The 18,915-nt window shown below is 66.7% G+C and carries 18 protein-coding genes and 1 pseudogene; 9 read left to right on the forward strand and 10 right to left on the reverse strand.

The annotated features are described in order from the left end of the window. Positions 1–78: 78 nt before the first annotated feature. The 5 genes from V6S85_RS11690 to V6S85_RS11710 form a co-directional block, all read right to left on the reverse strand. The gene (locus V6S85_RS11690) at positions 79–1,653 is read right to left on the reverse strand and encodes an FAD-dependent monooxygenase (RefSeq protein WP_334349003.1); all 1,575 of its coding nucleotides are present in this window, start codon (positions 1,651–1,653) and stop codon (positions 79–81) included. Positions 1,654–1,989: 336 nt separating this feature from the next. Then, the gene (locus V6S85_RS11695; protein ID WP_165829056.1) at positions 1,990–2,655 is read right to left on the reverse strand and encodes an ATP-dependent Clp protease proteolytic subunit; all 666 of its coding nucleotides are present in this window, start codon (positions 2,653–2,655) and stop codon (positions 1,990–1,992) included. A 224-nt stretch (positions 2,656–2,879) separates the two neighbouring features. Further along, positions 2,880–3,281 carry a cupin domain-containing protein gene (locus V6S85_RS11700; protein ID WP_116490000.1) on the reverse strand — a complete coding sequence of 134 codons (402 nt, stop codon included), beginning with the start codon at positions 3,279–3,281 and terminating at the stop codon, positions 2,880–2,882. Between the two features lie 54 nt (positions 3,282–3,335). Next, positions 3,336–4,112 (reverse strand): alpha/beta fold hydrolase, encoded by a 777-nt coding sequence (locus V6S85_RS11705; protein ID WP_116569740.1) that lies wholly within the window; start codon positions 4,110–4,112, stop codon positions 3,336–3,338. Positions 4,113–4,202: 90 nt separating this feature from the next. Next, a complete protein-coding gene (locus V6S85_RS11710; protein ID WP_116569741.1) occupies positions 4,203–5,186 on the reverse strand; it encodes an alpha/beta fold hydrolase in 984 nt (327 codons plus the stop codon). 147 nt (positions 5,187–5,333) lie between these two features. Between V6S85_RS11710 and V6S85_RS11715 the strand changes: the two genes are divergently transcribed. Next, positions 5,334–5,756, forward strand: a complete 423-nt coding sequence (locus V6S85_RS11715; protein ID WP_116569742.1) for a MarR family winged helix-turn-helix transcriptional regulator — start codon at positions 5,334–5,336, stop codon at positions 5,754–5,756. Between the two features lie 225 nt (positions 5,757–5,981). On the opposite strand, the gene V6S85_RS11720 is transcribed toward V6S85_RS11715, so the two are convergent. Then, entirely contained in the window at positions 5,982–6,356 is a 375-nt protein-coding gene (locus V6S85_RS11720) for a hypothetical protein (protein ID WP_116490004.1), read from the reverse strand. 155 nt (positions 6,357–6,511) lie between these two features. Here V6S85_RS11720 and V6S85_RS11725 point away from each other — a divergent pair, with 155 nt between their 5' ends. Next, entirely contained in the window at positions 6,512–9,496 is a 2,985-nt protein-coding gene (locus V6S85_RS11725) for a sensor histidine kinase (RefSeq protein ID WP_334349004.1), read from the forward strand. Positions 9,497–9,498: 2 nt separating this feature from the next. Further along, positions 9,499–10,125, forward strand: coding sequence for a response regulator transcription factor (locus tag V6S85_RS11730; RefSeq protein WP_116569744.1), 627 nt, complete (start codon positions 9,499–9,501; stop codon positions 10,123–10,125). A 177-nt stretch (positions 10,126–10,302) separates the two neighbouring features. Here V6S85_RS11730 and V6S85_RS11735 read toward each other — a convergent pair whose 3' ends face one another. Continuing rightward, positions 10,303–10,539 (reverse strand): DUF3175 domain-containing protein, encoded by a 237-nt coding sequence (locus tag V6S85_RS11735; RefSeq protein WP_207780805.1) that lies wholly within the window; start codon positions 10,537–10,539, stop codon positions 10,303–10,305. Between the two features lie 670 nt (positions 10,540–11,209). Beyond that, positions 11,210–11,497, reverse strand: a complete 288-nt coding sequence (locus tag V6S85_RS11740; protein ID WP_116490009.1) for a hypothetical protein — start codon at positions 11,495–11,497, stop codon at positions 11,210–11,212. A 190-nt stretch (positions 11,498–11,687) separates the two neighbouring features. Between V6S85_RS11740 and V6S85_RS11745 the strand changes: the two genes are divergently transcribed. The 4 genes from V6S85_RS11745 to V6S85_RS11760 all read left to right on the forward strand — a co-directional run bounded on the left by V6S85_RS11745 (position 11,688) and on the right by V6S85_RS11760 (position 13,834). Further along, positions 11,688–12,008 (forward strand): plasmid stabilization protein, encoded by a 321-nt coding sequence (locus V6S85_RS11745; protein ID WP_116490010.1) that lies wholly within the window; start codon positions 11,688–11,690, stop codon positions 12,006–12,008. Positions 12,009–12,148: 140 nt separating this feature from the next. Then, the gene (locus tag V6S85_RS11750) at positions 12,149–12,700 is read left to right on the forward strand and encodes a type 1 glutamine amidotransferase domain-containing protein (protein WP_116490011.1); all 552 of its coding nucleotides are present in this window, start codon (positions 12,149–12,151) and stop codon (positions 12,698–12,700) included. 377 nt (positions 12,701–13,077) lie between these two features. Further along, positions 13,078–13,560: an Hsp20 family protein gene (locus tag V6S85_RS11755; protein ID WP_116490012.1), complete on the forward strand. Its 483-nt coding sequence runs from the start codon at positions 13,078–13,080 to the stop codon at positions 13,558–13,560. Between the two features lie 10 nt (positions 13,561–13,570). Further along, the gene (locus tag V6S85_RS11760) at positions 13,571–13,834 is read left to right on the forward strand and encodes a hypothetical protein (protein ID WP_116490013.1); all 264 of its coding nucleotides are present in this window, start codon (positions 13,571–13,573) and stop codon (positions 13,832–13,834) included. Between the two features lie 323 nt (positions 13,835–14,157). Here V6S85_RS11760 and V6S85_RS11765 read toward each other — a convergent pair whose 3' ends face one another. Continuing rightward, positions 14,158–14,520, reverse strand: a complete 363-nt coding sequence (locus V6S85_RS11765) for a CZB domain-containing protein (RefSeq protein ID WP_116490014.1) — start codon at positions 14,518–14,520, stop codon at positions 14,158–14,160. Positions 14,521–14,960: 440 nt separating this feature from the next. Here V6S85_RS11765 and V6S85_RS11770 point away from each other — a divergent pair, with 440 nt between their 5' ends. Together V6S85_RS11770 and V6S85_RS11775 are read left to right on the forward strand one after the other, a co-directional pair. After that, positions 14,961–16,463, forward strand: coding sequence for an ATPase domain-containing protein (locus tag V6S85_RS11770; protein WP_116490015.1), 1,503 nt, complete (start codon positions 14,961–14,963; stop codon positions 16,461–16,463). Beyond that, on the forward strand, positions 16,456–18,498 hold the full coding sequence (locus V6S85_RS11775) for a hybrid sensor histidine kinase/response regulator (protein ID WP_334349005.1): 2,043 nt from the start codon (positions 16,456–16,458) through the stop codon (positions 18,496–18,498). The genes V6S85_RS11770 and V6S85_RS11775 overlap by 8 nt, the downstream gene beginning before the upstream one ends. Here the strand turns inward: V6S85_RS11775 and V6S85_RS26590 are convergent. Continuing rightward, a pseudogene (locus V6S85_RS26590) lies at positions 18,495–18,611 on the reverse strand (isochorismatase family protein); the annotation flags it as partial. The gene V6S85_RS11775 and the pseudogene V6S85_RS26590 sit on opposite strands and share 4 nt — an antisense overlap. Between the last annotated feature and the right edge of the window lie 304 nt (positions 18,612–18,915).

The following is an 18,915-nucleotide window of genomic DNA, read 5'->3' on the forward strand; positions in this document are numbered from 1 at the left end:
TGCAACGCCGCTCACTGAACGACGTCGCACTATCCGCGCTCGCCGGCGCGAAGCCTCATCGGCAGATCGGGTTACGCCTTACTTGCGGCCCAGAATCTGCGACATCGATCGGCAGAGGCTAAGCGTCGGATCAGCATCCGAACCGAATGCGCGCCACGCAACGACGCCATCGGGGCGGATCAGGCAGGCGCCCTGCGAGGAGACCGTAAAGGTCGCCTCGAAGCTGCGATCCTCTGGGAAGCACACTTGCTGGCCAACGGCGATGCTACGCAATGGGACATCCAGGTCGCGCGCCACGGCGAGGCCAGCATTGATCCATCGGACGTCCGGGCTCATCAGGACGAAATCTTGGGAAAAGAGATCGAGCGTGGAGAGGGTCCGGCCGTCGAAGCTGATCCACACGTGAGGCGCCCGGGCGCCAGGCTGCCCAGCCCAGATATCAGGATGCGCGGCGGGTGGAAGGTCCTCGTCATTGGAGATGACGGCCGTTGAGCTGACCCTTTGACCAAGCTCCATCGCCTCGGCGCCGAAGAGGGGTTCGCCCGCCAGCTGGTCGCCGGCCCAGCGACGATAGTCTGGCCTTGCGAAGGTTTGCTGATGTCGCAGCCAGCCGATGGGCTGGCGCTCGGCGCTGTAGGTGTCCAGCAAGGCGGGCGAAGCCACGCCACGAAGCACAAGGTCAAGTTTCCAGGCTAGATTGTAGGCGTCGTCGATCCCGGTGTTTGCGCCGAATCCGCCCCGGGTCGGGGGGAGCTGGTGGGCGGCGTCGCCGGCCAGGAAGACCCGCCCCCGGCTGTAACTGCGCGCGATCCGGCCAGCCATCTCCCAGCGCCCTGTCGTGATCAGCTCCACGGGCAGATCCTGGCCCAGGGCGCGCCGGATCGCGGACCTCAGCTGGTCCTCGGACCGCTCCTCATCGTCGCTGAACATCAGCACCCAACGGCCATCGGGATAATGCGTCAGGAACGCCTGGAAGCCGGGCTGTTCAATCTCGAACTGCTGGATGCCCCGCTCGAGGTAGGGCTCGGCGGCCTCGCAGCGGAAGAGGACGCTACGGATCGTTCGCAAGAATCCGACGCCGTCGCGCCCTATCCCCAGGTGCTCGCGGATCGGGCTGTCGGCGCCATCCGCCGCGATGAGGTAGTCTGCGCGGATCTCATAGATCTCGAACGTGTCGCGGGAGCGCACCTGTGCGGTGACGCCGTCCTTGGTCTCGGCGAACGACAGCATCTCCACGCCAAGCCTGAGGTCGGCCCCGCGATGCAAGGCCTGCTCTCTCAGAATGGGCTCAAGCCTATCTTGGGCGATCGCGGCCCCGGTGCAGGGAGAGACTTGTCCCTTGTCGGGTTCGTCCTGTCCGGGCGTCCAGGGCGTCTCCTCGCCCCAGCGGCCGGTCAGGCTTTCGACCTTGGCGCGCCGCAGGCGAATGTCGGGGCGGGCCTGGGGGATGAGATCGGCAATCCCGACGGCGCGGTAATGCTCGAGCGTCAGTTCCGTGAAACCGACGGCGCGAGGATGTGGCGAACTGCCCCTGTGCTTTTCGACCAGGATTGTACTGACGCCCCGGGAAGAGAGGAATAGCGCCGCGGAGAGGCCAACGAGGCTCCCTCCGACGATCAGGACTTGGGTATTGTTCGGGGTATTGTTCTGCACGGCGTGCGATCCTTTCGCTCGACGTCGCCGAAGGCGACGAAAAGGACTGGCCGCTTTTTCGCGACGCACAGGACCGATCGGCCGGGATAGTGTCGATCATTCCAGGGCCTTCGACGAGAAAACGGCGCAAGTCCGCTTCTGTCGTGGTCCGCGGCCCTCAGGGCTGGAATATCGCTACCGCTTGGATAGCTGACCGGGGCTCACCACGTCCGGTCCACCTTTTTCGACAGGACTCCCTTACCGTCGGGCGCCCCGCAGTGCAACAGCACGGTGACCCGGCGAGAGGGCTTCGTCCGGCGCCGGCCTCTTGGCCTCTCCGATACAATCTGCCTTACGCTACCGCATGAAGCAGACCGCATCGCTGCGGCCCAGGGCCCTTACGGCGGCGTCCAGGGCGGCCTGCGACCTTGGTCCCCGACTGGCGTCGACAGTGACGCCGTGCGTGGCCAGGAGGCGGTCCGAATAGAGGATCATGACCGGATCGGGCGTCGGGCACAGCGCCAGGCGTCCGTCCTCCGAGAGATCATTGAAGCCCGCCATCCAACGAAAGAAGTTCACGTCGACACCGGCCCGTCTCAGGAACGCGTCCTGCCGATCGATCTGTTTTTGGACGCCGGCGCGAACGCCGGCGACCTGCGCCTCGACCTGCTCGGCCGCGACCTGCGCCGCGATTGCCTTGCGCAGCTGGGCCTCGTCGAGCCGATGCGCCCCGCCGTGGAACAGCAGCAGGGCGTCATCGTCGATCACGCGACGGTCGCCGGCCGTGAACAGGTAGTTGGCGCACGAGGATGCGCAGACCGTCTGGGCCACCACCGTGGTCTGGAGGGGTATCAGCGCCTCGCCCATGGCCATGCCGGCGTTGATCTCGCCGCCGCCCGAATTGACCACGACCACGACAGGGGCCGAAGGCTCGAACTTCGACAGCGCGCTGACGAAGGCCGCCGATGTCTCATCGTTGATTGGGCCCGAGAAGCACAGGCCGTCGGACGCGATCTGGCGCACGGGCTGTGATTGGTTATCGGAAGAACGGCTCCACGTCCGGCAAGCCTCGATGATCGCGGTCTCTCGATCCAGGCTGGCGGGACCGGTCATTCCGAGGAAGGCGATTAGAACTGAAAGCCACATGGTCATTTCCGGGTCGAAGGGGCCTGGCCAGCATCATGACCTGGGACCGGGTCACATCGCGGTTCGTTGGCGGGGCTCCGGGCCCGATTGAGGCCTGACCGTCACTTGGCCTGATCGACGACGTGGGCGTGCTCGACGAGCGTCTTGCCCTTCTCGACGATGTAGGTGGCGAGCTCGGCGCCGTTGGCGGCCCCAGGATTGCGCGCCTTGTGCGCGACGCCGGCCGGGACGAACAGCACGTCGCCGGCCTTCAAGGTGACAGGGCTCTTGCCCTCCAGCTGGTACTCCAGCACGCCTTCGAGGACGTAAATGACTTCCTCGCCGGGGTGGCGATGCCAGGGGGCCTCGGCGCCCGGCGCGATGTCGATGCGGGCCTGGATCGTCTCGCGGCCCGGGATCGACAGGTCGTGGCGCTGCAGGTCGGTGCGGGTGACAGGCTGGGCGGCCAGGGCCGGCGAGGCGAGCAGCGTCGCGGCGACGATGGCGCCGAAGAAGTTGGACATGGTGGTCTCCTTCCAGATCCCGGCCCCGTCGGGGCCGGGTTTTCGTTGATGCACTTAAGGGCGCTTGGCGCCCTGGCTGACGCCTTGGGCGGCGGCTTCGATGACGCTGGCCACGGCCTTGGGCTGGGAGGCGAAGACGACGTGGCTTCCCTTCACCTCGGTCGCCTGGGCGCCGATGCGCTGGGCGGTCTTGCGCAGCAGCGCCGGGGCGATGGCGCCGTCCTCGGTGGCGACGACGGCCCAACTGGGCTTGGTCTTCCAGGCCGCGACGGTGAGCTTGGCCTTTAGCGCGGCCATCGCGACCGGGTTCTGCGAGGCCTGCAGGAAGGCCGCGTCCTTTTCCGACAGGTCGGCCGCAAAGCCCGCGCGGAACGTCTCGGCCTTCAGGAAAGCGAAGCCATCGGCGGTTTCCTGCGGCTGGAAGTTGGGCGGCGGAGGGATGTCGGCGTACTGGTCGAGCACCGACTGGCCGATGTCGGGGGCGAAGGCGGCGACATAGACTAGGCCCGCGACCTTGGGATTGTCGCCGGCCTGGCTGATCACCGCGCCGCCATAGGAGTGTCCGACCAGGATCACCGGCCCATCCTGGCGGGCGATGACGCGATTGGTGGCGTCGACGTCGGCCTCAAGCGAGGTCAGCGGGTTTTGCACGATGCTGACCTTGTAGCCGCGGGCGGTCAGCTGGTCGTAGACGCCGCGCCAGCCCGACCCGTCGGCGAAGGCGCCGTGGACCAGGACAACGTTCTTGACGGCCGGGGCGGCCGGCTGGGCCGAGGCGGAGGTGGCGATGCCGAGCGCCAGGGCGCCGGAGAGCAGGACGGACTTGAACATGAGGATCTCCTCGAAAGGGTGTCGGCGGGCGTGGCCGCCATGGGTTGGTGGCTTGGGCGTCGAGCGAGGCGACGAGAGGCGTTGACCGGGCTAGGCGCGGAAGAAGGCCAGCAGGTCCTTGTTGATGACGTCGGGATGGGTCGACGCCATGCCGTGCGGCAGGCCCGGATAGGTCTTCAGCGTACCCTTCCGGACCAGCTTGATGGCCAGGTGGGCGCTGTCGGCGATCGGGACGATCTGGTCGTCCTCGCCGTGCATGATCAGCACCGGCACGTCGACCTTCTGCAGGTCCGGCGTGAAGTCGGTCTCGGAAAAGGCGGCGATGCAGTCGTAGTGGGCCTTGGCCCCGCCCATCATGCCCTGGCGCCACCAGTTGTCGATCAGGCCCTGGCTGACCTTCGCACCCGGACGGTTGAAGCCATAGAAGGGCCCGGCCGGAACGTCCTGGAAGAACTGGGCGCGGTTAGCGGCCAGCGCGGTGCGGAAGCCGTCGAAGACCTCGCGGGGCAGGCCGCCTGGGTTGGCGGGGGTCTTCAGCATGATCGGCGGCACCGCGCCGACCAGCACGACCTTGGCCACCCGGCCCGGCTTGGCGCGGGCCGCGTAGTGGATCGCCTCGCCGCCGCCGGTCGAGTGGCCGACATGGATGGCGTTCTTCAGGTCCAGGTGGTCGGTCAGCGCGACGACGTCGGCGGCGTAGGTGTCCATCTCGTTGCCGGTGTCGGTCTGGCTCGAGCGGCCATGGCCGCGGCGGTCGTGGGCGATCACTCGATAGCCTTGCGCCAGGAAGAACAGCATCTGGGCGTCCCAGTCGTCGCTGCTCAGCGGCCAGCCGTGGTGGAAGACGATTGGCTGGGCGGTCTTGGGACCCCAGTCCTTGTAGAAGATCTGCGTGCCGTCCTGGACGGTGACGTAGCCGCTGCCCGTGGTCGACTTGGCGGCCTTCGCTGGCGTTGCGGCGGCGGGCGACTGGGCTGCGGCGGCGATCGGCAGCGCCGCCGCCATGAGGCCGGCCCCGGCGGTCATAAGGCCACGGCGTGAAGCTTGGACGGAGGTACGGTTGGACTGGCTCATCTGGATCCCCTTGAGAAAGTTTTTGCGATATCTATTATCGCGATATCGATATGCCTAAAGGTGCTGTGGCGCGCTGTCCAGCGATTTCTTTATCGCGATATCATTTTTCGTGGTAAGGAGCGTTGGGTAGCCCAGAGAGGAACAACCGTGCCTATCCCGCTCGACGACCAGGTTTGCTTTTCGCTCTACGCCACGAGCATGGCGATCAACCGCACCTACAAGCCCATGCTCGATGCGATGGGCATCACCTATCCGCAGTATCTGGTCCTGAACGTTCTGGGCGAGGCCGACGGCGCCACCGTCGGCGCGATCGCCCAGCGGCTCTTCCTGGAGTCCAGCACCGTGACGCCCCCGATCAAGCGCCTTGAGCAGGCGGGTCTTGTCGTGCGCCAGCGAAGCGCCGCCGACGAGCGCCAGGTCCAGGTCCGCCTGACCGACGCGGGGCGAGCCCTGCTCAAGGAATGCGACTGCCTGGGACAGACCCTGGCCTCTCGGTCGGGAATGACCGCCGAGGACCTCGATGGCTTGAACAAGCAAGTGCAGCATCTTCGCGCGAAGCTGGCGGACTAGCCGGGACGCCCCCGGGGCGCGCTGCAAGAGATGGGGCGCCAATCCCCAACGGGCGCGGGTTATGGCGGACCTGCCTGCGGCAGGGAATATCCCTGTGAGCCTGGGTCTGGTCCTATCGTCAAGCGCGGCCGGGTCGGAAGGCATGGGAAGCTCGTTGTGTCGATAGCGCTGCCAGGATCTGATCTTCCCGCGCTGCAGGTAAGACCCGGGACGGCTATGGCGGGGCTACACTAAAGTGCGGCCGCAAGGGCGGACGCGAATAACCCGCTGGCCGAAGAGATGGGCGTCGAGGGAGTAGCCGCCTGAACCGGCCAGCATGATCGCTATTGCGTGCAGGGCGTTGACCGCCAGAAACGCCCGCGCGGCCCCCTCAGCGCGGGGGAGAAGCATGGTGAAGGCGATGGCCAGGACGAGGGCTGCGATCCTGCCCAAAAGGCCAATGATCAATGCGGCCGCGCTCAGCAAGGCCAGAACGCGCCAGGACGCCGAGGTCGGCAACAGCAGGCAGCATGCCGGTGCGACCGCAGACGCCGCAAGCCGGCTGGCGAGCAGGCCAAGGCCGCTGAGGCCCTTGGGGAAGCGGGGGAATGTATGAAACACGGCGCCGATGCTGGCAGGCCAAGTTCGCGGCCAAAAGCTCCGAAGGGGTGGTCGTGCGACAACCCGCTCGATATTGAGCGTCCCGGCTTTGCGGGTGTAGCTCGTCTTGCAGGGGCCGTCTTGAGGGTGTGATGCGGTTGGGCGGGGCGAAGGTATTGGGAGCGGCGTTTCTCGTCGCCAGCCTGTTCGCCACGGCGCCGGCAAGGGCCTTGGATCCGGAACGCGGCCTTGCACAATACAAACATTCGCGCTGGACCCTCGAGGACGGCGCTCCCGCCGGCATCGAAGCCATCGCCCAGACGCCTGAAGGCTTCCTGTGGCTTGGCACGCCTCAAGGCCTCATTCGCTTCGACGGCGTGACTTTCCAGCCGATTAGCGCGCCGCCGACGGCCCACGCCATGACTGACCGCGTGGTCAGCCTGCTGGTCACGCGCTCAGGAGCGCTCTGGGCCGGCTACGAGCAAGGCGGGATCGCCGTATTCGAGAATGGCCGCTCCCGCGTCCTCTACGATCCCAAGATCTTCGACGAAGTCGTTTTTCGGATGGCCGAGGGCCTGGATGGCTCCATCTGGGCGGCGACGACACGCGCCAAGGCCCGCCTGGTGCGGTTCTCCGGCGGGGCATGGACGCCGATGGCCGTAGAAGGGGGCCTCCCCGACCGGGAGCTCACGGACCTGCTGGTGGCGCGGGACGGGGCCCTGTGGGTCGGGTTGAACGGAGCGGTCGCGAGACTGGCGCCCGGCGCCCGCCGCTTTTCAATGGTGCGTACCGATCTCGCCCAGGGCGTGGGCCTGGCCCAGGACCGCGCTGGCCGCATCTGGGCGTCCGACGCCCGAGGCACGCGGCTGTTGGCGGGGCCGCCAGCGGCGCGCTCGGCATATCGGCACGCCAGCGCCAGCCGCATCACCAGGATCATGATCGATCGGGACCAAAATCTCTGGGGCGCCCAGCACCCCGATGGCGTGTTCAGAATTCGCGCGGGCGCGCAACGACCCGAGACCTTTTCCGCAGGCCAGGGTCTGACCTCGGCCATGGCCTACGAGGTGTTCGAGGACCGCGAGGGCAGCATCTGGGTCGCCACAGTAAGGGGACTGGACCGCTGGCGGGCCACGAGCATCACGCCCGAGCCCGTCGTGCCGGCCAGCTCGCCCTACGGCTACATCGTCTTCGCCGACGCGCGCGGCGTGGTCTGGATCACGGACTCTGACACCCTCTATCGGGCCAGGCCTGGCGAGCCGCTGACTCCCGTCGTTCGCGGCCTCAAGCATCCGAGCGCCCTGTGCGACGCGCCGGGCGGCGGCCTCTGGGTCGGGCTTGGCGAGACGATGGTCCGCGTCGATGGCGACAAGGTCTCGCCGGTCTCCCTTCCCAGCAGCTCCGATACCTGGGTGAGCGCCTGCGCGCAGGACGGGGCCGGAAACGGCTGGGTTGCGGCCTTCATGGCCGGGCTCTTCCGCCATGATGGTCACCGCTGGACCCACCTCCAGCCCAAGCCGCTCGGCCGTTCGGTCACCGCCCTGGTGGCCGACACGGAGGGACGGGTCGTGATCGATGCCGGCCTAGGGGCGGTGCTTTGGGATGGTGGAACGTTTCATCACATCAAGACATTGCCCCGCGCCGTCCGCGGCGGGACGATGCCCATGGCCGCGGGGCCGCTGGGCGTCCTGGCGGGCAGCGACCGGGGGCTGACTCGCTTCAAGGATCAGGCCACCCAGTTCATCTCACGGGACCGGTTTTCTTTCCTGGGCTTGAGCCATGGCCTCGCGCAGACGGCGGAGGAAACCTGGCTTTTCGGCGCGGCGGGCCTGGTGCGGATGCAAAATCGCGACCTGGCGCGGGCGTTCGACGATCCGAACGCGGCTTTGCCGGCGCGGATCTACGATCTCAAGGACGGGCTGCCGGGTCCCGCCTCGTTCCGCTATCGCGCCGACCTGGCGGTTGGCGGCGATGGCCGCGTCTGGATCGCGACAACGAACGGGGTCGCCTCGCTGGATCCCGCGCGCCAGCCCTTCAATCGGATCGTGCCGCCAGTGGCGATACAGGGCGTCGTGATCGACGGCGTCCGAAGCGGAAATCTCCAGAGCGTCGTCCTGCCCAGGGGCGCCAGAAGCCTCCAGATCGATTACACCGCGCTGAGCCTAGCGGTTCCCGAGCGGGTGCGCTTCCGCTATCGGCTGGAAGGCGTCGACAAGGACTGGGTCGAGGCCGGCGCTCGGCGATCGGCCTTCTACACCAACCTCAGACCCGGAAAGTACGTCTTCCGCGTCAAGGCCGCCAATAACGACGGGGTTTGGAACGAGCAGGGGGCGAGCTTGGCCCTCGACCTGCCGCCGACCCTGTTCCAGAGCCGACTTTTCCTGGCCGCGTGCCTGGCGGCGGCGGCCGCCCTGGCGGTGCTGGCCTACCGCCTGCGCCTGCGCAGCGTCAGCGAACGCCTGCAGGCTGGCCTGCGCGAGCGGATGGCCGAGCGCGAGCGGATCGCCCGTGAACTGCACGACACCCTGCTGCAGGGCGTGCAGGGGCTGATCCTGAAGTTTCAGTCGGCCAGCCGGCAAGTGCCGCCAGGCTCACCGGCTCGCGAACAGCTGGAAAAGGCTCTCGATCGCGCCGAGGACGTCGTCGTCGAGGCCCGCGACCGGGTCCGCAGCCTGCGCGCCGACGCCGCCAGCGACCTGGGCGCCACCCTGGCCGACGTCGCCGAGCAGATGAGCTTGCCCCATGCGGCGCGAACGCAGGTGACAGTGGAAGGGGCTGTGCTGGACCTCCATCCGGTGGTCGCCGACGAGATCGAGCGCATCGTGGTCGAGGCGCTGTTCAACGCCCATCGCCATGCCGAGGCCTCGCACATCGCCATCGACGTCACCTTTGATCCCAGGCGGTTGTGCGTCCGCGTGCGCGACGACGGCGTCGGCATAGAGCAGGCGGTGCTGGACGCGGGCGGCCGCGAGGGGCATTTCGGCCTATGGGGCATGCAGGAGCGGGCCAGGAAGATCGGTGGGGCATTGACCATCCGAAGCCGGACCGACCAGGGCACGGAGATCGAGCTGATCATCCCGGGAGGCTTGGCCTATGCGAAGCGGCGATCGGCGCCGTGGCGCAAGATCTGGCGGCGTGCGCCGCGTTCGGAGGTGACTGCGTGAGCATGCTTGGGGGAAGGATCTCGGTGCTGATCGTGGACGACCACCCTCTGCTGCGCGAAGGCGTTGCGGCGGTACTCGAGGCCGAGGGCGACATGGTTGTCGTCGGCGAGGCCAAGGACGGCGCCGAGGCCGTGGCCCTGTTCGCCCAAACCGGTCCCGACATCGTGCTGATGGACCTGCAGATGCCGGACATCGACGGAGTCGAGGCCATCGCCGCCATACGCGCCCAGGCGCCCCGCGCCCGGATCATCGTCCTGACCACCTATGCGGGCGACGTGCGGGCTCTGCGCGCCCTCAAGGCCGGCGCTAGCGGCTATCTGCTCAAGAGCAGCCTGCGCCGCGAGCTCATCGACACGATCCGGGCCGTCCATTCCGGCAAGCGCCAACTGCACCCGCAGGTGGCGCACGACATCGCCATCAACGCCACGGCCGAACCCTTGAGCGAGCGCGAGATCGACGTGTTGCGTCGTGTCTCCACCGGCCAGGCCAACAAGGAGATCGCCCGCGGCCTGGCCTTGTCCGAGGACACGGTGAAGGGCCACATGCGCAGCATCTTCAACAAGCTTGAGGTCACCGACCGCACCCAGGCGGTCACCGTCGGCCACCGCCGTGGGATCATCCAGCTTTAGAGCATTCCATCGATGTCGCTGACCCGACAAGGGGGCATTGCCATTCCATTAGGCGCTGACAGGAGGATAGTGCCGATGTCCACAACGGGCCGATCTCGCGCCTGCGCATGGCGCGCCGATCGTACAGTTTCTGGAGCCAAGCCAATGTCGGCTTCCGGGGAGACGCCGCACGTGTCGCTAAGCCGGCTTGCGACCAAACTGCTGGCGCAGTTCATCCTTGGCGGCGTTGAGCACCTGTTTGCGCTCGGCCGACAGGTTGTCGCCTGCGCGGTTTATGCAGAAGGTGAGCATCGACATCGCCGACGGAAACGGCGTGCCCTTGCGCTGGTGGCTATGCTCGGCCGAACGCTTGAGGGAGGCGGCGATCCTGGGATCGTCCTGCTCGAAGAGGTGGGCCTTCAGGCCCGAGCGCATCACTCGTCTTGGTGACCTTGGCCGACCATTTATGGTCAGCGACCTTGGACATAACTAATCCCCTTATCTTTTTGCCAATGGCTCTTCATCCGCTCACCTCCGTTTAGGACCGGACTTGAAGGTGTCGCCAACGTCCGCGGATGCGCCGCCATCGGGCCTCGCCTTGGCTTGTGACAGCTTCCCCGTTCGCTCGACCGCTTTCCTCCCGCCCAGGGCCGTGAATTCGCCCGGGGCCTCCGCCTGGTTAGCCTTTCCGCCTTCGGCGTTCTGATCGGACATGATTTGTCTCCGTTCCAGGGCCCGCGCCTCGGCAAAGGCGTGGGGTTAGGCCTGGGCGTACGACCCGACTGGCAAGATCGGGTCGCCTTGCGGCATCCACTCACCCGCCAATTGGCGCCTCAGATCCAAAACCCGCACGCACGCGCCGCCGGGATGCTTCGCGGCCAGCCGCCTGGCTTCCCGCTCGGCCTGTCCGCCCGTTTCGAAAAACAGAACTTCACCGGTGTCGCAGAGCTTGACCGACCAGCCCCCTCAAACGGGGAGACCTCGAAAACGCAGGTCATCGTCGCCTCCGATTTCGCCGCGTCGATGGCGAAGGCTCACCACGTACGGGCGCGCGATCAAGATGGTGGACGGAAAGAGGGCCGCTCGAGAGCGGCCCTCCGAAGGCTCAACGTTCAGCGCGGCCGTCGGGGTCCGGACGGATGTCGCCGTTACCGCCAGTGACGCCGCCGTTGCTCAGACCGTCCTGGTCCGTGCCTTCGACGCCTTCATTGGGGCGGCGTTCACGATCGGCCTGCTGGTTTTGCTGGCCCGGCTGAGCCTGCTGAGGGTTCTGGTCTTGCTGCTGGGGCTGGCGCGTCTCGCCCTGCTGGTTCTGCTGCCCGGCCTGCTGGCGCTGGGCGTCGTTGGGCTGTTGCTGCAGGCCTTGGTTGTCGCGGTTCTGGCTCATGGTCATCTGCTTTCCATCTTGATGTTGGCCGCGCGATGGACGTGGCGAGAGGCAAACGATGGATATCCTCTGCCTGTTCCTCTGTCGGAAATGCGACATCCAAACTCGAGCTAAGCGACTGACTTTACTGTGGGAACGGGGTGGGGCGGCGGGAATTTTGTGGGCGTTGCACCACCCATCTCAACGGAGACGTCAGATGCCTCAAGGTGACAAATCGAAATACACCGGCAAGCAGGAACGCAAGGCCGACCACATTGCGCAAGGCTATGAGGCTAAGGGCGTTTCAGAGAAGGAAGCCGAGCGACGGGCCTGGGCCACGGTCAACAAGGACGACGGCGGCGGCAAGAAGCAGGGCGGCTCCGGACGCGGAAAGTCCACGGGTCATCCGGCGGCGCATAAGGGCGGCAAGGCGGGAGGCAAAGCGTCGGCCCATCGCAGCGCCGCCGACCGCTCGGCCTCGGCCAAGAAGGCGGCCGCGACGCGCAAGCGCAACGCCGAGCATCACGCCCATAACTAGGGGGGTTAGCACCTCGAACGGCGCCGAAATCTCGGAAACGGCTTCTGGCTTTTCCGCTGTCGGCGCTGATTGGAACCGCCGCTCGCCAGACCGGGTTTCCGCCAAGACTTGATCCCTGCCGCTTGCCGAGGAGTCCTCCCATGCCCGATCAAACCCTGGCCGGCCGAAAGGTCGCCGTGCTCGCCACCGACGGCTTCGAGCAGTCGGAGCTTGAAAAGCCGGTCGAGGCCCTGAAGGCCGCCGGCGCGCAGGTCGAGGTCGTCTCGCCCAAGGGCGGGCAGATCCAAGGCTGGGAACACCATGACAAGGGCCGCACGGTGCTTGTCGATCGCGAACTCTCGGCCGCCAAGCCTGAAGACTACGACTCCATCGTCCTGCCGGGCGGGGTGATGAACCCCGACGCCCTGCGGCTGGAGCCCAAGGCCATCGACTTCATCAAGCATTTTGTGACGACGAAGAAGCCGATCGCCGCGATCTGCCACGGGCCCTGGACGCTGATCAACGCCGGCGCCGTCAAGGGTAAGGAGATGACCTCGTGGCCGTCGCTGGAAGCCGACCTGACGAACGCCGGCGCCAATTGGGTGGACCAGGACGTGGTGGTCGACAACGGCCTGGTCACCTCGCGCAAGCCCGACGACCTACCGGCCTTTTGCGCCAAGATGGTCGAGGAATTCGCCGAAGGCCGCCACTAGGCGCATTTCTCCGGCGACCATTTCAAGATGGGAAGCCGTGCTGAGCGCGCGGCCTCCCCAGGCTTTCGCGTTTGGGGACTGAGGCGACCAGGCGCAAGGTCTCACACGGGTCGTGTTTGGTCGCCGAGATCACCGCTCAGGATGATCGTTGACCTAATCTCCAACAGTGATGCACAGCGGCGAGGTTCAGCCTCGGGTTCAGGCCGTGCAACGCTTCGGTTCAAGGATCGAAAAATTTCTGATGCGAGCATCTTGACGCTTTTCGGCCGCGGCCTAATTCATCGCCTGCTTGCCGGGCGCCGACGGGGCCTGGCCCTGGGGCGCATGGCGATTGGCTCGGCGCCCCTCATGTCCAACTTGCTTTCGAGGAGATGGAAATGAGCACCGTTTTTGATTTCAACCCTCTCTACAGCTCCATGATCGGTGTGGATCGCATGGTCGATCTCGTCGAGACAGCGCTTCGCACCGAAGGGAGCGCCAGCTATCCTCCGTACGACATCGAGAAGACCGGCGAGACCGCCTACCGCATTTCGTTGGCGGTCGCGGGCTTCGCGCCCAAGGATCTCGAGGTCGTGGCCGAGCCCAATCTCTTGGTGATTAAGGGGCGAAGGGCGGCGAACCAAGACCAGGGCGCGCGAACCTTCCTGCACCAGGGCCTGGCCCACCGCGCTTTCGAGCGCCGGTTCGAGCTGGCCGACTATGTCGTGGTCAAGGACGCCTTCCACGCCCATGGCGTCTTGTCGATCGATCTGGTCCGCGAGGTGCCTGAGGCCTTGAAACCCAAGCAGATCGCGATCGGGGTCGGCGCGGGCCAACAGGCGCTGGAGCTCAAGCCGGCTAAAACGCGCAAGGCCGCGTAAGGAGCTGGCCATGCGCACGCACACCCATGCAAACGACCGGGCTCGGCCATGGCCGGTTCGGCCGGCGTTCGGCTTCCTCCACCCCTTGGAGGTGCTGAAGGATCAGGATCTCGATCTCGCCGAAAAGCGCGAAATCCTGGCGGCCTGGGCGTCGGACGCCAGCGCGGTCGAGCACCGGCCCAGTCAGAGATGGCTCTTGGGAACGCCCGCGCCTGTGCCGCTCAGCGAGGTCCTGTCCGCGCTGCGCCGCCTGGACCGCGACATGTTCTCTTGAGTTGGGGCGGGCGGCCGGCCAGCGGAGGGCCGGCCGCCACTTCGCTCCGCTCACTGTTTTGCGCTATGACCATGCCTTGTTTCATCTTTGTCGAGCCGTCGAGCGACGGCTGGATCGTTCGCGGCGACTTTAGCGGCGGTCCCCTCCAGTTTGCCGCCGGCGCCCGCGCCGAGCAGGCCGCGCGTGACTTGGCCCATCGCCTGGCGGACGCCGGCGAGCCTGTGATCTTGGAGATCCGACTGCGTGATGGCGCGCGCGCCGGCCGCTTCTTGTTTCCACCTCACGGGGCGCAAACCGGGGCGGCCTTGGCGCGGCGCGCTTAGCTAGGCCGCAACCGATCCAGCCGTCGCCCGCATTCGCCTCAAGGCGGCGGCTAAGTCCGCAACCGCCAGAACGAAAGGCGATCCCTGCCGAAGCGATCTTCGAGCCTCGGTCCACTGCCCGCGATTGATCTGGTCGGCAACCAAACCCGCCTGCTGGTGGAAGGCGCGATGGCTTTCCAGCAAGCCTAGGAAGGCATGGTTGCCGGCCCAACGCCGGGCGCCATCGCCGTGGATCCAGCAACCGAGGGGGCAATGTCGATCCGATCGCAAGGCGGCGGGATCGACGGGGCGGCGCTCATTGAGGGCCGCGGCGAGCGCTTCGCGAATGTGGTGGTGGTGGTGTGCGTGTTCCTGAAAATCCATGACCAAACCTCACGGCTTAATCCAAGGGCCGGGTTGTCGCGCAGGATGGTTTCCGGTTGGTTTTCGCTGGATCGATGTCCACAGTTTGATAGGTCTGATGCACGGCCTTTCAAGCTTTCGCGCCGCGTTTCTTCCTCGCGAACCGTCGCGCTGTCAGATATGCGCGGAAGGACCAGTTGCGGCAGATGCGCCAACGTCAGCGACTGGCGCTGAAGGTCTCGTTAGCCCTGGGCATCGTGCGGCTCCCGGCGCCCCCCAATGTTGTTGGCAGAGCCTGGGCCAAGGACCTGTGGTTCCTCTCCCGTGCGTGTGTCGGCTATCCGATGCGCCGCCAGACTGCGCCCCGGTTCGCCGCATGGGAACTGAACTTAGCCTTGTCTTCAGCGTTACTCCGGCTGTGCGCCGCATAAGGGGGCAGGCGCGTCGTTTGCGGAGCGAGCATGTCTGAAGCCAGGGTCGAGAGCCGTGTCAGCACCGGAGTGCCGGGGCTTGACGACATCCTGGGCGGCGGCCTGACGCGCGATCGCATCTATCTGGTCGAGGGCACGCCCGGCTCGGGCAAGACCACCCTGGCGCTGCAGTTCCTGCTCAAGGGGCGGGAGTTGGGCGAGAGCGGGCTCTACATCACCCTCTCGGAAACCGAGCCCGAGCTCAGGGCCGCCGCCGCCAGCCACGGCTGGTCTTTGGACGGCATCGACCTGTTCGAACTGGTCAGCGAAGAGGGCCTGGATCCCGACAGCGAGCAGTCGGTTCTGCACCCCTCCGATGTTGAACTGGGCGAAACGACGCGCGGGGTGATGAAGCAGGTCGAGGAGACCAAGCCGCTCCGCGTCGTCTTCGACAGCCTGTCGGAGATGCGGCTGCTTGCCCAGAACCCGCTGCGCCACCGCCGCCAGATCCTGGCGCTGAAGCATTTCTTCGCCACGCGCCGTTGCACGGTGCTGTTGCTCGACGACCAGACCGCCGAGGACGGCGACCTGCAGCTGCACAGCATCGCCCACGGCGTGATCAGTCTGCGGCGGATGACCCACGAATATGGCGCCCAGCGCCGCCAGCTCGAAGTGGTCAAGATGCGGGGCATCAAGTTCCGCGGCGGCTTCCACGACTTTTCGCTCGACACAGGCGGCATCCGGGTCTTCGAGCGCCTGGTGGCGGCCGACCATCGCGCGACCTTCACCCAGGAAATGGTCTCGACCGGCGCGCTGGGCATCGACGCGCTGCTGGGCGGCGGGCTTACGCGCGGCACCAATACACTGATCAGCGGTCCGTCGGGCGTGGGCAAGACAACAACATCGGTCCGCTGCTCCCTAACCGCCTTGGAGCGCGGCGAGAGGGTGGCCTACTATCTGTTCGACGAAGGCCTCACGACCCTGCTGACGCGCTCCAAGGCGTTGGGCATGGATCTGCAACCCCATATCGATAGCGGCCGCCTGCTCGTGCGCGCGATCGACCCGGCCGAGCTGTCGCCGGGCGAATTCGCCTTCCACGTCCGCGACGCGGTCGAGCGTCTGGGCGTACAGACGGTCGTGATCGACAGCCTCAACGCCTACCTCCAGGCCATGCCTGGGCAGAAGTTCCTGCTGCTGCAGATGCATGAGCTGCTGACCTATCTCAACCAGCAGGGCGTGGTCACCCTGCTGATCCTTGGCCAGCACGGATTCATCGGCGAGGTCCGCAGCGACATCGACCTTAGCTATCTCAGCGACGGCATCCTGCTGTTTCGCTTCTTCGAGGCCGCCGGTTCGGTGCTGACGGCGATCTCGGCGGTCAAGAGCCGCACCGCCGCGCATGAGAAGACCATCCGCGAGATCCGCCTGACCGAGCACGGCATCGAGGTGGGCCAGGCGCTGACCGACTTCCAGGGCGTGATGTCCGGCTTGCCGTCCTACCAGGGCAAGATCGACATGCTGGGCGAGGAGAACAATCGGCCGACGAATGCCTAAGCCGATCCTCATCCTTGCGCCGCGGGGGCGCGACGCGACGGTCATCGCCGAGACCCTGGCCCAGGTCGGTCACGCCTCGCAGATCTGCGGCGACCTCGGCGGGCTGACCCAGGCGCTGGGCGACGAGGCCGGCGCGGCGATCCTCACCGAAGAGGCCCTGGCCCAGGGCGCCACCGACGCCCTGACCGACTGGCTGGCCCAGCAACCGACCTGGTCGGACTTCCCGTTCATCGTGCTGGTCACCAAGCAGCCCGGCAAGCGCACCCAGGCCGACGCCGAACGCCTGCGGGCGATCGGCAACGTCGTGCTGCTGGAGCGACCGATCAACGCCGAGACGCTCATCAGCGCCGCGCATTCGGCGATCCGCGCCCGGCATCGCCAGTATGGCGCGCGCGATCACCTGCTCGCCCAGACCAAGGCCGAGGAGCAGCTGCGTTTCGCCCTGGAGGCCGGCAAGCTAGGGGCGTGGGATCTGGATCTCGACAGCGGGGCCCTGACCACCTCGACGGTGGCGCGCGCGCATTTTGGCCACTCACCCGACCAGCCTCTGACGCTGGCCAGCATCGAGGCGGCCGTTCACCCCGAGGACATGGCCCTGCGCGCGGGCGCGCTGAACGCCTCGATCGCCCGCGCCGAAGACTACGACGTCGAGTACCGGATTTTCTGGCCGGACGGCGCGCTGCACTGGGTGCAGGTGCGGGGACGGCTCAACCGAATTCAACCCGGCAAGCCGCGGCGAATGTCGGGGATCAGCCTCGACATCACCGCTCGCAAGACCGCCGAGGCGCAGCTGCGGCTGCTCAACGAGACCCTCGAGCAGCGCATCGCCGACAGCGTTGGCGAGCTTCAGCGCGCCAACGAGCGCCTGCTGGCCGAGATCAGCGAGCGCGAGCAGGCCCAGGCCGCCCTGGTCCAGGCCCAGAAGATGGACGCCATCGGCCAGCTGACCGGCGGGATAGCCCACGACTTCAACAACCTGCTGACCGCCATCGTCGGCAATATCGACATGATCGAGCGGCGCAGCGACGACGAGCGGGTCAAGCGCATGGCCGCCAACGCCCGCGAAGGCGTCGAGCGCGCCACCAAGCTGACCGCGCAATTGCTGGCCTTCTCGCGCAGCCAGCAACTGGACCTGCAGCCGGTGGAAGTCGATGCGCTGATCACCGGCATGGACGATCTGCTGACCCGGACCCTGGGCCACACAGTCGAGGTCCGCATGGCGCTGGGCGCTGGAACGGCGCGGGCCAAGGCCGACGCCAACCAGCTGGAACTGGCGGTGCTGAACCTGGCCATCAACGCCCGCGACGCCATGGGCGACGGCGGCACGGTGAGCATCTCCAGCCGGATTTCCGATGAGTGGCACGAGGGGCTGCAGCCCAGCGACCACGTCGTGATCGCCGTCAGCGACACGGGCCATGGCATCCCCGAGGATCTACTCCAGAAGGTGTTCGACCCCTTCTTCACGACCAAGAGCGTGGGTAAGGGAACAGGGCTGGGTCTAAGCCAGGTATACGGCATCGCCACCCAGTCAGGCGGCGCAGTGCGGATCGACAGCACCGTCGGCGTCGGGTCAAAGATCGAGATCTGGCTGCCGATCACCGAGGCGGACGATCGCGTCCGGCCCAGCGACATCCCGCCAAACGAGGCCCCTCTCAGCGCGGGCGAGCGCGTCCTGGTGATCGACGACGACCCCAGCGTGCGCCGGTTCCTGGTCCAGTGCCTGAGATCGCTGGGCTACCGCGTCACCGAAGCGGCGAGCGGCCAGGAGGGACTTGCGCGCCTGGTCGAGGATCGGCCGGACCTGATGGTGGTCGACTTCGCCATGCCGGGCATAGACGGCGCCCAGGTCGCCAGACAGGCGCGGCAAGTCATTCCCGACCTTGGCATGCTGCTGATCACCGGCTACGCCGATGCGAGCGCCATTCGAGAACTGGTGGATTCCGAAGCCGTCCTGCGCAAGCCCTTCAAGGTCAGTGACCTGGCCGTCGCCGTCCGCAAGGCGCTGGACGAGCCGATCAGCGCCATGGGCGCCTAGCCGCGGTCGGGAGCATTGCGCACGGTCGAATCGACGCACTGCCTGAGCGCGAAGCCCATCACATAGAGGTCTTCGATCCTGTTGTTGCGCAGGTAGCTGTCCAGGGTGGTGGCGGCAAAAGCGCTGCTGCCCCCACCCCGTGCGCTCGCTGATCATGTACTTCTTGGGGGCCAGTTCGAAGCCGTGGAAAGGTCCCTCTGCTGGCCCAGGAAGGAGCCGTAGGCAGGCATCATGGCGCGCAGCCCTTGCTTGGCGCGGCCTGGCCAGTCCTTGGAGTTTCGGGAGCGGTCGGGCAGGCGACCAGGCGTGGCGCTTAGCTAGGCTGCAAGCGATCCTTACACTTCGGTCAGCGTCACGACGCTGGCCGAAGATGGCGCAAGTTTGCCCGCAAGGGTGGGCATGCGCGGCAAGCGGAGG

Source organism: Caulobacter sp. CCNWLW153 (assembly GCF_036889365.1).
Lineage (GTDB): Bacteria > Pseudomonadota > Alphaproteobacteria > Caulobacterales > Caulobacteraceae > Caulobacter > Caulobacter radicis.

Excerpts from the sequence above, each read along its gene's own strand:
- V6S85_RS11755 (WP_116490012.1), top strand. The coding sequence starts at position 13,078 with ATGAGCACCGTTTTTGATTTCAACCCTCTCTACAGCTCCATGATCGGT.
- V6S85_RS11700 (WP_116490000.1), bottom strand. The coding sequence starts at position 3,281 with ATGTCCAACTTCTTCGGCGCCATCGTCGCCGCGACGCTGCTCGCCTCG.
- V6S85_RS11740 (WP_116490009.1), bottom strand. The coding sequence starts at position 11,497 with ATGACCATGAGCCAGAACCGCGACAACCAAGGCCTGCAGCAACAGCCC.
- V6S85_RS11735 (WP_207780805.1), bottom strand. The coding sequence starts at position 10,539 with ATGCGCTCGGGCCTGAAGGCCCACCTCTTCGAGCAGGACGATCCCAGG.
- V6S85_RS11745 (WP_116490010.1), top strand. The coding sequence starts at position 11,688 with ATGCCTCAAGGTGACAAATCGAAATACACCGGCAAGCAGGAACGCAAG.
- V6S85_RS11710 (WP_116569741.1), bottom strand. The coding sequence starts at position 5,186 with ATGAGCCAGTCCAACCGTACCTCCGTCCAAGCTTCACGCCGTGGCCTT.
- V6S85_RS11750 (WP_116490011.1), top strand. The coding sequence starts at position 12,149 with ATGCCCGATCAAACCCTGGCCGGCCGAAAGGTCGCCGTGCTCGCCACC.
- V6S85_RS11775 (WP_334349005.1), top strand. The coding sequence starts at position 16,456 with ATGCCTAAGCCGATCCTCATCCTTGCGCCGCGGGGGCGCGACGCGACG.
- V6S85_RS11770 (WP_116490015.1), top strand. The coding sequence starts at position 14,961 with ATGTCTGAAGCCAGGGTCGAGAGCCGTGTCAGCACCGGAGTGCCGGGG.
- V6S85_RS11765 (WP_116490014.1), bottom strand. The coding sequence starts at position 14,520 with ATGGATTTTCAGGAACACGCACACCACCACCACCACATTCGCGAAGCG.
- V6S85_RS11730 (WP_116569744.1), top strand. The coding sequence starts at position 9,499 with ATGCTTGGGGGAAGGATCTCGGTGCTGATCGTGGACGACCACCCTCTG.
- V6S85_RS11705 (WP_116569740.1), bottom strand. The coding sequence starts at position 4,112 with ATGTTCAAGTCCGTCCTGCTCTCCGGCGCCCTGGCGCTCGGCATCGCC.
- V6S85_RS11760 (WP_116490013.1), top strand. The coding sequence starts at position 13,571 with ATGCGCACGCACACCCATGCAAACGACCGGGCTCGGCCATGGCCGGTT.